The organism is Aurantibrevibacter litoralis (assembly GCF_034651555.1).
Taxonomy (GTDB): Bacteria; Bacteroidota; Bacteroidia; order Flavobacteriales; family Flavobacteriaceae; genus Aurantibrevibacter; species Aurantibrevibacter litoralis.
In genome coordinates this window covers 204,572-219,030 of the sequence record NZ_JAYEEQ010000004.1, presented here as the reverse complement: position 1 = coordinate 219,030, position 14,459 = coordinate 204,572, and the positions used below count along the sequence as shown (strand labels likewise).

General features: G+C 38.4%; 11 protein-coding genes, 1 tRNA gene and 1 pseudogene. 3 read left to right on the top strand and 10 right to left on the bottom strand.

The window, feature by feature from the left end:
- Window positions 1-70: 70 nt before the first annotated feature.
- Window positions 71-487: pseudogene (locus U1E44_RS05835) on the bottom strand (oligopeptide:H+ symporter); the annotation flags it as partial.
- A gap of 18 nt (window positions 488-505) precedes the next feature.
- A complete protein-coding gene (locus U1E44_RS05830) occupies window positions 506-2,671 on the bottom strand; it encodes a S9 family peptidase (RefSeq protein ID WP_322930115.1) in 2,166 nt (721 codons plus the stop codon).
- 167 nt (window positions 2,672-2,838) lie between these two features.
- Here U1E44_RS05830 and U1E44_RS05825 point away from each other — a divergent pair, with 167 nt between their 5' ends.
- Together U1E44_RS05825 and U1E44_RS05820 are read left to right on the top strand one after the other, a co-directional pair.
- On the top strand, window positions 2,839-4,161 hold the full coding sequence (locus U1E44_RS05825; RefSeq protein ID WP_322930114.1) for a hydroxymethylglutaryl-CoA reductase, degradative: 1,323 nt from the start codon (window positions 2,839-2,841) through the stop codon (window positions 4,159-4,161).
- On the top strand, window positions 4,158-5,093 hold the full coding sequence (locus U1E44_RS05820) for a GYDIA family GHMP kinase (RefSeq protein ID WP_322930113.1): 936 nt from the start codon (window positions 4,158-4,160) through the stop codon (window positions 5,091-5,093). Before U1E44_RS05825 ends, U1E44_RS05820 begins: the two co-directional genes overlap by 4 nt.
- A gap of 176 nt (window positions 5,094-5,269) precedes the next feature.
- Here U1E44_RS05820 and U1E44_RS05815 read toward each other — a convergent pair whose 3' ends face one another.
- The 7 genes from U1E44_RS05815 to U1E44_RS05785 form a co-directional block, all read right to left on the bottom strand.
- Window positions 5,270-7,393 (bottom strand): peptidylprolyl isomerase, encoded by a 2,124-nt coding sequence (locus tag U1E44_RS05815; protein ID WP_322930112.1) that lies wholly within the window; start codon window positions 7,391-7,393, stop codon window positions 5,270-5,272.
- Window positions 7,394-7,481: 88 nt separating this feature from the next.
- Window positions 7,482-8,744, bottom strand: coding sequence for a hemolysin family protein (locus U1E44_RS05810; protein ID WP_322930111.1), 1,263 nt, complete (start codon window positions 8,742-8,744; stop codon window positions 7,482-7,484).
- 29 nt (window positions 8,745-8,773) lie between these two features.
- Window positions 8,774-8,974, bottom strand: a complete 201-nt coding sequence (locus U1E44_RS05805; RefSeq protein ID WP_322930110.1) for a hypothetical protein — start codon at window positions 8,972-8,974, stop codon at window positions 8,774-8,776.
- Window positions 8,967-9,575, bottom strand: coding sequence for an LPS export ABC transporter periplasmic protein LptC (lptC, locus tag U1E44_RS05800; RefSeq protein ID WP_322930109.1), 609 nt, complete (start codon window positions 9,573-9,575; stop codon window positions 8,967-8,969). Before lptC ends, U1E44_RS05805 begins: the two co-directional genes overlap by 8 nt.
- Window position 9,576: 1 nt before the next feature.
- Complete coding sequence (locus U1E44_RS05795; RefSeq protein WP_322930108.1) at window positions 9,577-10,947, bottom strand: tetratricopeptide repeat protein; 1,371 nt, start codon at window positions 10,945-10,947, stop codon at window positions 9,577-9,579.
- A 41-nt stretch (window positions 10,948-10,988) separates the two neighbouring features.
- A complete protein-coding gene (locus U1E44_RS05790) occupies window positions 10,989-12,254 on the bottom strand; it encodes a hypothetical protein (protein WP_322930107.1) in 1,266 nt (421 codons plus the stop codon).
- Window positions 12,255-12,986, bottom strand: coding sequence for a type III pantothenate kinase (locus U1E44_RS05785; RefSeq protein ID WP_322930106.1), 732 nt, complete (start codon window positions 12,984-12,986; stop codon window positions 12,255-12,257).
- Window positions 12,987-13,086: 100 nt separating this feature from the next.
- Here U1E44_RS05785 and U1E44_RS05780 point away from each other — a divergent pair.
- A tRNA-Phe gene (locus U1E44_RS05780) sits at window positions 13,087-13,159 on the top strand.
- A 589-nt stretch (window positions 13,160-13,748) separates the two neighbouring features.
- Here the strand turns inward: U1E44_RS05780 and U1E44_RS05775 are convergent.
- Window positions 13,749-14,342, bottom strand: coding sequence for a hypothetical protein (locus U1E44_RS05775; protein WP_322930105.1), 594 nt, complete (start codon window positions 14,340-14,342; stop codon window positions 13,749-13,751).
- Window positions 14,343-14,459: the final 117 nt, after the last annotated feature.

Sequence of the window (14,459 nt, the reverse complement as noted above, 5' to 3'; positions counted from 1 at the left end):
CCCGGACCCCCCTCTTTCAACACCATCATAAAACTTATTTTTAAAGATTTATTGTCCTAAGGATGGGGGTAATTATAGAGGATATATTAGGTTTTAAGCAACCCACTCCTAAAATAATAAACAAACATCCTGCGTAAAATGTAGCTACCGAATTAAAGGCTAACACAGAATGCCCAATACAAAGCAAAGCACCTCCAAGCATTACCGTTTTCTTTTGCCCAAGAAGCCGATCTGCTATCCAGCCTCCCGGAATGGAAGACATATAGACCAACATGGTGTACCACCCGTACAGTGCTAGAGCCTCGTTATTGGTCCATCCAAATCCCGGATTATTCGACGTGGTTTCGGATACCAAAAAAAGGACAAACAATGCGCGCATTCCGTAATAAGAAAAGCGTTCCCACATTTCTGTAAAAAATAAAATAAATAGACCTACCGGATGTCCAAAGAGTTCTTTTTGATGTGCTTCCTTTAGTGTGTTTGTCATATTTTCTTAGGAATAGGTTTATAATTTTTCTTTAATAAATTGAGTCATTTTGGCAAAGAGGTGCAAACGAGTATTACCCCCATAAATGCCATGGTTTTTATCGGGATAAATGGCCCAATCAAATGGTTTGTTGGCCTGTACTAAGGCTTCAATCATTCGCATCGAATTCTGCACATGCACATTATCGTCTCCCGAACCATGCACCAAAAGAAAATTTCCTTTCAGTAACTCAGGATAATTAAAAGGAGATTCGTTGTCATACCCAGCTGCATTTTCCTGAGGCGTTCTCATAAAGCGTTCTGTATATATGGTATCATAAAATCGCCAACTGGTTACTGGTGCTACGGCAATGGCAGTTTCAAAAACATCATTTCCCTTTAAAATACAATTTGTGGCCATATGTCCGCCAAAGCTCCAGCCCCAAATACCGGTTCTTTTTTCATCAATATACGGAAGGTCGCTTAGAGCTTTGGCCGCCGCAATTTGATCTTCAGTTTCGTATTTTACCAAATTTAGATAGGTTGATTTTTTAAAATCACTTCCTTTAAACCCAGTACCACGACCATCAACACACGCAATGATGTATCCTTCTGCGGCAAGTATTTGATGCCAATAATCATTAACTCCCATCCACCGGTTGGCTACCTGCTGTGAGCCGGGACCACTGTATTGAAACATGAGTAATGGGTATTTCTTAGAAGGATCAAAATCTTTGGGTTTTATCATCCACATATTTAAGTCGTTCCCATTAATGGTTATGGTAGAAAACACTTTGTGACTTAAATTATAGTCCTTTAATTTATTTAATAATGCCTTATTATCTTTGATGTCTTTTATTTTATTCCTGGTACTTGTGGCGTAAAGGGTATATTCGGGTGGGGTTGTATCACTAGAAAACGTATTGATAAAATACGCATAAGTTGCACTAAAGCTAGCATCATTGGTGCCTGTTTTTTCTGATAATTTTTTCTTGTTTTTGCCATTACTCTGGATGCTAAAAACCTCGCGATTAATTGTGCCATTTTCAACGGACTGATAATATACCTTATCCTTCTTTTCATCGTATCCGTAATACTTTGTTACCTCCCAGTTTCCTTTGGTTACTTGGTGCAGCAGTTTTCCTTTGGCATTATAGAGATAGAGGTGTTTATACCCATCTCGTTCACTGGTCCAAATAAACCGATCATCGTTTAAAAAAGTAAGATCGTTTGTAACATCTACATAGGCCTTATCTTGTTCCTCCAGTAAAAGAGAAACCGAACGATCTGCCGTATTTACCGCGTGTAATTTGAGGCTGTTTTGATGACGATTAAGTGTTTGTACGCTGAGGTAATGGGGGTGCTGCATCCATTTAATGCGCGGAATATAATAGGGGCTGCCTAAATCTATGGCATCGATTTTTCCGGTACCAAGATCATAAATATGTAAAGAAACTTCGGCATTGGCTTCTCCGGCTTTCGGGTATTTAAAAACATGTTGCTTAGGGTACAGTTCGTCGCCGTAAACGTCCATAGAGAATTCCGGAACCAAAGTTTCATCAAAACGGAGAAAAGCGATTTTAGTCCCATTAGAATTCCACTCAAACGCCCTTACAAATGCAAATTCTTCTTCATACACCCAATCGGTAACCCCATTAATTATTTTGTTCTTTAGGCCATCGGTAGTGAGCTGAGTGGTGGTGTTGGTAGGCACATCGTAAACAAAAAGGTTGTTATGCGCCACATAAGCCACTTTAGTACCGTTGGGCGAAAAAGCGGGTTCCTGAATTTTTGTAGGAGCCACCTGTACAATTTCTTTTGAGTCTATAGTATAGACATAATAGACGCCAAGGGTAGACCGCCTATATATGGATTCCACCTCGGTGGCCAACAAAATCTTAGATTCATCGTTACTAAACTCATACCCACTAAAATTAGGAATTTCCTGTACATCGGCTGCAGAAAATAGGGTTTCCACCTTTTCTAAGGTTCGATAATCGTATTTGTCAATGCTACTATTTCTAGTGGTTCTGTCGTAATTCAATACAGTGTATTCCAAGCCGTTTTGCAAGGAACGAAGTGCTTCTAAACCCTCTGTTCTATACGCACCGCCATAAATTTCTTCTAAAGTTATCTGTTTTCCTTGTGCGGGAGCCGATAGGCAAAGACAACCTACAGCAACACAACTTAAAATAATCCGGATCATAAAAGTGTGCAAAATGTTTTAAATATAACAAGTTTACTAATAAAATAGGGAAATAGCATTCTTTGACCGTAAAATTTTAGCGGAATCTCCTGTTCTTATTCCTTGGGAAGTATATCTTAGTCTTTCTTGCCAATATCCGTATCTTTGGGCATTCTAAAAAAGTAGGTATGACCACTCCGATTGAGGGATTCTCTAAACGTTCTAAAGAAGAAAAAATAGATTGGATTGCCCGGCAGTACACCAATGACAGTGCCACCACTAAACAAATACTTGCACAATACAATCATCCGGATGCCACGTTGCAAAAACTGCACGACGAATTTATAGAAAATACCCTCGCAAACTACTACTTGCCTTTTGGTATTGCCCCTAATTTTCTTATTAACGACCAACTCTATGCCATCCCTATGGCTATTGAGGAAAGTTCGGTGGTGGCTGCTGCTAGTAAGGCTGCTAAATTTTGGCTGCATCGAGGCGGATTTAAAACAACGATTATAGGTACTGAAAAAATAGGGCAGGTACATTTTATATACACAGGCGACCCCAAGAAATTAGAGGCGTTTATTGAATCTATACGAGACAAACTAATTTCGGATGCCCTGCCAATAACCAAAAACATGAACAACCGCGGGGGAGGTATTACGGCTATTAGATTACGTAATAAAACCAAGCTGTTAGCTAATTATTACCAATTGCACTGCACTTTTGAGACTTTGGATGCAATGGGTGCCAATTTCATCAATTCCTGCTTAGAACAATTTGCGACAACGCTGAAAGGAGCGGCATTAGAGCACATAGAATTTACAGAAAAAGAACGGCAGATAGAAATCGTAATGAGTATTCTTTCTAACTATGTGCCGGATTGTTTAGTACGCGCAGAGGTACGCTGTCCTATTGAATCGTTGAATGAGGATCCCGATATAGCCCCTAGAGAATTTGCAACTAAATTTGTTAGAGCCGTAACCATCGCCCAAGTAGAACCGCATAGAGCGGTAACCCATAACAAGGGTATTATGAATGGTGTAGATGCGGTGGTACTTGCTACGGGAAATGATTTTAGGGCTATTGAGGCAGGCGTGCATGCCTTTGCCGCAAAGGATGGAACCTATACCAGTTTATCCAAAGCCCGCATTGAAGGGGATGAGTTTGTCTTTTGGATGGATATTCCTCTAGCCTTGGGCACCGTGGGCGGATTAACTAATTTGCATCCGCTGGTAAAGCTTGCCCTAACCATCTTACAAAATCCGTCCGCCAAAGAATTGATGCAAATTGTAGCGGTTGCGGGCTTGGCTCAAAATTTTGCAGCGATTCGTTCCTTAATAACTACGGGAATACAACAAGGCCATATGAAAATGCACTTGCTTAATATTCTAAATCAATTAGGTGCCACCGAAGAAGAAAAGGATGCACTTACAACTTATTTTAAAAAACATGCAGCTACACACAATGCCGTTGTAGATGCCTTTCAAAACCTAAGAAATCGGCAATGACAAAATCCTACTACAGCAACGGTAAAGTATTGCTAAGTGGCGAATATCTGGTTTTAGACGGAGCCTTAAGTTTGGCCTTGCCTACCAAATACGGACAGTTTTTAGAGGTTGAAACGATGGATGCCCCGGTACTGTTTTGGAAAAGTATTGACGTACGCGGAGCGGTTTGGTTTCAATGGAAATTAGATTTAAAAATGTGGGGCGAAAGGGCAAACCAAATTGTATTGCCAACGACTAGTTTAGAGGCAAAAAGAACAGCGGAAACCCTGTTGCGCATATTAGAGGGAGTCCGTACCTTAAATCCGCAGGTTTTAGACGGAAAAAAAGGATACAATGTAAGCACCAAACTTACATTTTCGCGAGATTGGGGTTTAGGATCCTCTTCTACCTTACTTTATAATTTAGCGCAATGGGCACAGGTGAATCCCTATGAACTGCTTTGGAATACCCTTGGGGGTAGTGGATATGACATTGCAAGTGCGCAATACAATCACCCCATTTTATATGCCTTAGACAACACGATGCCCACTGTTACTAAGGTGGCATTTAATCCTTCTTTTAAAAATAAGCTCTATTTTGTGCACCTCAACCAAAAACAAAATAGTGCCGCAAGCATTGTAAGCTATAAGAATTTAGTTTTTGATAAAGCGACTGCCATAAGTACAATTTCAGAGCTTACACGTGCATTTGCTTCCTGTAAAAAAGTTTCTGATTTTGAATTGCTTATTACGGAGCACGAAAAAGTAGTCTCGCATATTCTTAGAAAAGAACCCGTTAAGAAAATTCTTTTCCCGGATTATCCTGGAGCCATAAAAAGCCTCGGTGCATGGGGAGGCGATTTTGTTCTGGCAGTTGGCGATGACACTACACCGACTTATTTTAAAAGCAAAGGTTACGATACCATTATACCTTACAGCGCAATGGTGTTATAAACCCTGAATAGAAATTTGAAATGCAATGGGCATTAGTGTTGTTACAAATTGATACATATTTCATCTCATTTAAACTTATAGTACATTAAAGTTAAACAGTAGGCTTTAGTATGTATGCACAAAAAAAAGTCCTTCGGTACGGAAGGACTTTAGGTTTCTATGTATCGTAAAGTTGCCTAGTAAAACATGGCTCTTTTGTCTTCAATAGTGGCCGCCTCTTTTAAGGTATTGTATACGGAGATCGGAACTTTTAAGGATTCCGAAGCACGTAAGGCATTGGCATAGGTGGCATAATTGTCAAGTTTCGAAGCCTCTTGTTTTTTGGTAACTGAGACTAAAAACACACCGGATTCCCCTTCAATTAAGTCCGATGTTTTTCCTTCACCTAAAGCTAAAGCAGTTCCTACCACCAAAGGTTCCCTGCCGGCTCCCGGAATAGTAGGTGCCTTAACGGTTAATGCTGAGGCCGTGGACACAGATACATTATTGTCCTTTGCTAAAGCTTCAAGCGACTTTCCTTTATTGGCGTTAATAATCTGTGCTGCCTTTCTTTCTTTTCTAATTTTAGGCAATACGCTTACAGAGGCATCTTCCACAGACATTAATCCTTCATTGTATTTGGCCGCCAACTGAACCACTACATATCCACTGCTAATGTTAAATCGCTTTATGGCTCCAAGTTTTGTATCATCGTTAAAGGCCCATTGCACTATAGCACGTTGCGATCCTAACCCGGGCAAATTCTCATCCATTGCTCCTATTTTGTTTACCGGCCGTACGGTGTATTCTTTTTCTTTGGCTAATTCAGTAAATGATTTGGTTGCTGCTATACCTTCCATTTCAAACTTTGTAGCATCTTCAAAGAGTTTATTGGAAGTGGCCTCAGAAGGATCTACTTCCCGTGCTAATGTAGCCAATTGATACACATCTTGTTTATCATCAATTTTAATCACGTGATAGCCAAACTCGGTTTCTACCATGCCAATATGGCCTACAGGATTTGAAAAGGCAAAATCATTAAATTTTGGGGTCATAACACCTTCCTGAAAATAGCCCAAATCTCCACCTTGTGGCGCCGATGGGCCATCTGAATTATCGCGTGCCAATTCGGCAAATACGGTTTCCTTTTTCAAGGCTTCTTTCAGCAAGTCATTGGCTTTTTGTACTGCTTCTTCTTTGGTTCTTGTTACGTTGGGATTGGCTCTTTCTGCACCTTCATAGGTGATAAGGATGTGACTCGCCTTCACAGAAGCGTTTGTCTTTGCAGCCACTTTCTTAACTACTTTAAAATAAATACCATCTCTAAAAGGGCCGTATAGTTCACCAACCGCCAATGCCGCCAAGGTATCTGCAAGTCGGGTAGGGAGAAGGTCTTTTTTAGCTTTGTATATACTGTCAAATTTTATATCGGAATTACGATCAATAAAATCGGCTATGTCCTTGGTATTTTTTAAACCTGCAATGGTATCATATCCTTCCTTTTGTTCATTGTATTCCACCGTATCTTCTAGCAGCTCCTCGATAGCTTTCTTAACGGCTTCTTCATCCTCGACAGAGGCTTTTTCTTCAAAGTAAACAAACTGAATATCTCTTGCAGGTGCTTGTTTAAATTCTTCCTTGTGCGCATCGATATAATTCTGAATTTCTTTTTTTCCTACCGTAATGGTACTATCCGGAATAGTACTATAAGGGATATGTACAAATTGAATATCTACTTTATCGTTGGCCAACTTATAATCTAACTCACCTTCCTGAAGGGTAGCTCCGATACCAGATTTAATAAGATTAAAGTATAATTGTTCTTTGGCGCTTTGAATGATGGCCTTTTCGTCTTGTAACCAAAAGCGATATTGATCCGGGTTATTTATCCGTAAATTGGCAATAAACTCTTTGAATAGGTTTTCATCAAAAACACCATTGTCATTAAGAAATTGCGGATTTTGACCATAGGAGGGAATGGTTTTTATAAAGTTGATGATTTGATCGGGTCCCACATCAATCCCTAAATCATCAAATTGTTGTCCTAAAATGGTTCGTCGTACTTCATTTTCCCAAACTTGATTTACGACTTGCAAAGAAGAAGCAGTAGGTCCTGTTCTTCGTGATGCCGATTCTACTTGTAGTCTAAAATCTTCTATAGACAGTTCATCGCCATTAATTTCGCCAACGGTAGAACCTACCTTTGCGCCAGATAAGCCATCGGCACTAAAAACACCGGATATTACAAATGCAAAAAGAGCCAATCCAATAATTAAAATTAATATTGTGGTTCTTTTTCTAATATTCTCTAAGATAGCCATATAAGCAACATTTAAAATGAGTTGGCGAAAATACCATTTTCTTTGAAATAATAAAACTAAAAGCGTGCTATACTGCGGAATGCTGCTGCTATTCTTTTTCTAGCACTTGAAGACTCACTACATCTATCTTAGTGTTTGATACTTCTAGAATGGTAAACAGGAAATTAGCGATTTTAATTTCTTCATTTTGTGCGGGTATTTCACCGGTTTCATTTACTATAAATCCGCCTAAGGTCTCGTATTCGTCACTTTCAGGAAGTTCTAATTTATAGGTTTCGTTAAGATAATCTACTTCTAATCGCGCCGAAAATTTAAAGAAATTCTCGCTGATTTGTTCTTCAAGCAAATCTACAGAATCGTGTTCGTCTTCAATTTCGCCAAAGAGTTCTTCTACAATATCTTCAATCGTCATTATTCCGGAGGTTCCGCCGTATTCATCAAGTACAACCGCAATGCTTTTTCGCTTTCGGGTTAGTATGTTCAAAATCTCGTGTATTAGCATAGTTTCGGGAACAAACTCCACAGGCATCAACACGCTTTTTAGGGTTTTGGGTTTTTTAAAAAGTTCATAAGAGTGTACATAGCCTATGATATTGTCTATGGTGTCTTTGTACACCAAAATTTTGGAATATCCTGTTTCCACAAATAATTTGAGTAATGTTTTAGGGGTTTCATGCAGTTCTACAGCGGTAATTTCCGTTCTGGGAATCATCACTTCTCTGGCTTTTACTTCAGAGAACTCGAGGGCATTTTGAAAAATTTGAATTTCAGAATCTAACTGATCTTCCTTTTCTACGGCTTCCATTTGTTCGGAAATATAATCGCCCAATTCTATTTTGCTAAAGGCAAATTGCACTTGATCGCCTTTGGTCTTTAGAAAAACTCTGAGAATAAAATCGGATATCCAAATGACAAATTCTGAAATTACTGAAAAACTAATTAAACATAGATATGCCGGTACGGCAAACACTTTTAACAGGCTATTAGCATAAATTTGAAAAATAACCTTAGGCAAAAATTCAGCAGTCAAAAGAATGACAAGGGTAGAAAGTAGGGTTTGCAGTACTAAACTAAACTCGGTAAACACTAATTGAATAAAGGGATTTGTAAACGGCTGAAAGCTTGCAAACCACTCCATAAGCACATCGCCCATAAAAAAGCCGTAGATTACTAGAGCAATATTATTGCCAATGAGCATGGTAGCAATAAACTTCGACGGTTTTCTGGTAAGTTTAGTCAACACCTTCGCCAAAAGACCGTCTTGTTTTTTTTCAATCTCCAAATAAATTCGGTTGGCCGAAATAAAGGCGATCTCCATTCCGGAAAAGAAGGCAGAGCAAACCAATGCCATGACAATAACGACTAGCGGGCTTAACAAAATCAGTTATTATCGCGTTTGCGTTGTTCAAATTTCTTTCGATAATTTCTTCGAAAGAGAAACATTCCTAGGGATACCAAGGCAAAAAAAACGAACATATAGCTCTTGTCTCTATCTGTGTTCCACAGTTCGAATAATTTGTAAAACGAAATGACGGCAATTACCAAGTAGAGGTATTCGGTATATCGTAAAATTTTAATCATTGGATTCTTCTTTAATCATCATTAAACCATATGTTTTATGAGCACTAAAAAAACTAAAGTCTTGTTTAAAGTCCATTCCTTCACCGTCCATGATAGATCCGTCTTCCGGATTGGTATAGGTAAAGGTATGTTGGGTAAAAACCCACTGATTGGTTCTGTCCCAATATATTTGTGGTGCTTCCAGTTTTTTACCGTCATGACTTTCCATAACCACATTTCCTTGTAAATCTACCAAATTTGTAGCAGAATAAATAATGCCATAATCGGATGTAACTATACTTTTGTTGTTGTCTGCATCGTAAAATTCTAACTGTAGGCCCTTAGGGAAAGTGCGATATTGAAAGGAAAGATTGTCGAAGTCTTCGCTTATGGGGCTAGACAGTACTGCCACTACCTTAGATTCTAGGGGTTCATCATTAGTTGTATTTTCCGGTGTTTCTGTATAGGTTAATACAAAATTATGCGCAACACCTTGTGGAAATACATTTTTTTGTGCTTCGTGTCCCACACGTTCATAAGTATCTGCGCACGCTAAAAAAAACATTGCCATAGTGCAAACTACGGCAATGCGAATTTCTTTAGATTTTCTTTTAGTTTTCATTTTAGAGATTGGGCACGGCAACACTACCACCAACCCAACAACTGAAACTTACTGTTTTTCCTGCCATGCCGGCTTCAAATATATCGGATTTTGATGGGGCTTTCGCCTCATAACTTACCGCTGTTTGAGACGCCCTTGAACTTAACGCAGGATCTACTCTTCCGGCTCTTCGTGCCATTTCTGCCGCTTTCCAATAGATGGCTCTCTTTTCAAAAGTGGTGCTTCCGCAATCATTAGCACTACCGGCGATGAGATTTGCAATCAACAAATAGGCTCTTCCGTTACTGGGGTTTGCATCAATTGCCTTTTGAGCGTAACTTCTTGCGGTAGATTTGGAGCTATTTCTGTAAATAGTAGCAACTTTGTATAAGAGGTTCGATTTCTTTTTGTTATCTGTTTCTAGCTCTACGGCCTTGTTGAAATCTGCAATAGCACCATTCTTATCGCCCGATTTATTTTTAAGTGTTCCTCCATACACATAGGCATCTGCGGAAGGCTCTAAAGCCAATTGGGCTTCAAATAGTTTTCTAAATAAGGGGTCGTCTGTACATTCTTTACTAAACATTCGGCCTACAGCGCGCTTTACCCAGGTAACATCGCCCTTTTTTTCCTCAAAACTTTTTTCGTATAGAGGTATTAGGTTTTCACAATTAGCCAATGCCCCTAACTTAGAATCGATGCTTTCTGAAATTTTACCATAATTTTCAGAGTAACTATTGGCCGATCGTAATTGACTCTTTTCTTTGGCGGTCAACGTTCCGGCGTCTTCTTTTGGTAATAGCTTATTTACCACGTCGGTTAACTTATTGTTTTCTTCATCAATTTTTTCACTTACGTTGTCATACACCACAAAAACTTCATCTACCTCTTTTTTTCCGGCTGTATTAAGGTCTACTAAAGTGGAAAAATAAAGATACAATGCCTTTGGGCTTGTAAAGTTTTCACGATCTTCTTTAAATGCTTCGTCTAATTTTCCATAAAGTGCTTCATCGGCCAACATCTTATTGTCGTATTGCAGTAAAATCTTGTTCACTGAAACATCTCCCTTTTTTGCCTTGGCAGGAAAGTGTACCAAACTATTGTCCCAAAGGGCGAGTAAATCCTTTATGTAGCCTTCTTTCTCGGCCCCAGATGCTTTTTCAATTTTATCTTTAAGGATACGCTCTCCATATAAAAAGTTAGCCCAGTTTAGGGAAGGGCAATTATCATAAACCATTTTCCAGGGCGTGTAGGCAGCATCATAATTTTTAACCTTTACATGCTCTGAATATATGGAAAGATTGGTGTTACACTCCGGATTTTGAGCTTGCGCATTACTTAGGCCAACAAACCCTAAAATCGCCAACGACGTAAAGTAAAGTTGCTTTTTCATTTTAATTAAATTTTTAAAGTGGTTAATGTACTAAATTTTGATTAATTTATTTTCCTTTTTAAGAACCATTTATCATTTAATGAAATTCCTAAATTTAATTTAAAATAATTTTCCTCTATTAAATTGGCATCGGTTGTACCTCTTTTTCCAATTTCAAAACCAAGATTTACATTGGAAAATCCGCCTCCTAATGGTAAGCTTAACCCAAAAGTTATGCCAATATTATCTATTTCCTCGTTGTTTATAGTCATCCCGGTTTGCGAATACTTAAATCCGGCCCGGTAGGTCACTCGTTTATAGTAGCTTGTAAACGACGTATAATCTGGCACATAGAAGCCGCCAACGGCTATAGAATTGGCGTTATTATAACCTACATTATCTACGCGGATAAATTCATTATTAAATTTATTTAATTCCTGAAAACTGTATTCGGCACCCACAAACCATTTTTTATCTATCCCAATTCCTAGACCCAGCGTAGCTGTTGTCGGAATTTTTACTTCACTTCGTTTAAGACCTTGCCGTTCTAAATCTACCTCAAGCACTTCTATGTCTGTTCCGGTAGTTGTGGAGAAAGATCCAATTCTTTGGATATTGTCGGAAACCAGATTGGCCTGTGTATTTACAATTAAGGAGGAGTATAGGGTATAGTTCTTTTTTAAGGCCTGTTCATAGTTTAAGGCATAATTAAAATCGAAGCCATTTACTCTAGATTCTCTACGATCTATAGTTCCAAATTGTACATTTTCTACACTTTGTATGCGTTCGCTTTTTAAGGTGCCAAAATCATGATTTACCGTAACTCCGAGGCGTAGATTGGGTAAAATTTCGTACCCTACGGAAATAAAAACCCGGTTGAGACCACCACTGCCAGAAAACACATTGGTAACAGCTGCGTCATTAGCGTTAACGCTTTCCGACAAAATATTGTACCCCACAGAAGATATAGGCATTACCCCAAAACCTGCCCCAAAACCCTTTCCCAAAGGAAGTCCAACCGCCAAATAATCAACATTGGTTACAGAAGCTTTCTCTTCGGTTGTAAAATCCTTTAAGGTAAATTCATTGCGCGAAATAGCACCTGTATATACGGTTAGGCGTAACTTGCTATAGGCCGCCGGGTTTAAAAGGTTCAAATGAATACTGTCGCCATACATGCTGAGCCCACCCATCATTTGGTTTTCTACCGTGCCGTTAATGCGGGAATCTCCGATGCCAAAAAATGAAAAAGGGGAAACGGTACCGTCCTGAGCTTGCATACCAAAAGCCGCAAAGCACATCATTCCAACTATAAATTTTCGAATCATTTAGCGTTTATTGTATTCCAGCAAAAAGTTTAATCCCTCTAGGAGAAATTTAGAATTGGCAAATATGGTATTTTTTAATCGTTTCGACAAAAATTGCGCATCGCCGCCTGTTAAAATAACTGTTAAATGTAAAAACCGAGATCGATATTGATTTATAACACCATCAATTTCCATGCAGACGCCATTAATAACACCACTATGAATACTATTTTCTGTAGAATTTCCAATAAAATCTAAAATCTCGGAGGTCTCTAAAAGCGGTAATTTTGCAGTGTGCTGATGTAAGGCCTTGTAGCGCATAGCGATTCCCGGAGAAATAGCGCCGCCCAGATATTCGCCAGCATCGTTAACCATATCATAGGTAATGCAAGTACCCGCATCGATTACTAAAGTGTTCCTGTTGGGAAAATTGCAAAAAGCGGCAGTGGCCAGAGCTATTCTATCTACACCAAGAGTTTGGGGCGAAGCATAAGAATTTTTAAAGGGTACTTTAGTGGTTGTTCCCAATTCGTGCACAGCGCAAAAAACAGCAACTATATTAATGTGGTTTTTGTGTAACCCACCTACATTGGAAATTATGGCGTGTTTAATTTTTTGGTACTTCGCAAAAATACCTCGGATGGCTTGGTTAAAATCGGCTATGGTTCCATTTTCTGAATGTACAATAGTGCCCTCTAAGGTAAACACAGCGAGTTTTACAAAGGAGTTTCCGGCGTCTACAACAAGATTCATCCTGCAAAGATGTAAAATTGAAAAAAAACAATTGCCTTTTTTCTTGTTTTTGTTTGTATATCCTAAATTTGAAATTATATTTGCAGCCGCTTAACAGGCTGGTGCCTTAGCTCAGATGGTAGAGCAATGGACTGAAAATCCATGTGTCCCTGGTTCGATCCCTGGAGGCACCACAAAAAACCCCCTTTTTACGGGGGTTTTCGTATATTTGGGGGTAACGTTTGGGGGTAACATTTTTCAAAACTTTGGATAATGTAATAAAGCAAGCATCCAAATAGGCCACTTTGGAAAGAGGTTAGCTATTTGGATGCACCAGACGTTTTCAGGTTTTTGTTAACGGGGTTAGTCTCAAAAGTCTGTTAAACAAAATTCATCCCCTTGCTAGCATTTTTAATTAGTTCATCTATTTTAAAATTAAATATTAGGGGTTTTGCCTTTATAGTGGAAACCTATTATCGTTTTATATTCCGGTTCGACATTGTGTCGAGCTTTACAGGGGGTTTCATCACTAGGATAACCCAAAGATCCATTGTAGCATAAATACTCTTAATTTCACTCTCACCATAAGTGGAAACGCTATACTTTTACTATTCGACATTATGTCGAAAACTGTTAATACTTACTTTGTATAGTACCATCTAAACCAAACTAACCCCCCCCTTTCATATTTTTACTGCGAGTAAAATGCTCACTAAGTAGCGATGTTTACTAATGATTTGTTGAGGTGTTTTAATGCCTATGCCCCTATCAATTCATAGATTGTCAACGGTATTTCGGTTGATTTTTTATCCATCCAAAAGCCCAGCTGGTTAAAAACTTAAATAAATCGTCCGGGTGGCACTCTATCTTTTCTATAACTACCAGATCATTATAATCCGCAATAAACTTTTCAAAGTTTTCTATTTTAGGTTTATATTTTCTTTCCCAAGGGTCTAATCTTTTTGGACATTTCAATTTTAAAAAATCATAAGCGAGCGTACTCTCTCTATTATTTAATTCTTTATTAGTTTCTTTATTATGATACTCGATTTCGAGTAGTTGAGATACTCGATTTCGAGTATCTTTATACTCATAATTGAGTAGTGTAGTGGTAATTTGCCTTTTGATCACTTTAGTTTCAATATAAATTTTAGTTCTCCTAATCAATCCTAAATCCTCAAGTTCTATTAGTCTTTTTTGGATAGTAGCAATAGACCTATCTAAAACAAAACTGAAATGTTCATCCCCTGCAAAACAATTTCCTTTCGTTTCATAATAGGCAATTACAGCTAATAATATTTTTAAACCGTCACTAAGTTTCAAATTATTTATTTCCTTTGAAATATATATACCAGGTCTATTTTCATTATCTTGCATTCGGTTATTTTAATGGCCGGTAAAGTTTTGAACGACTTTAAAAGCATCTCTAGGGGTGCTTTTTTTATACCATGGATGCCCGTTTATAATTTCGTTTCTTTCCTTTGATTTTATTGG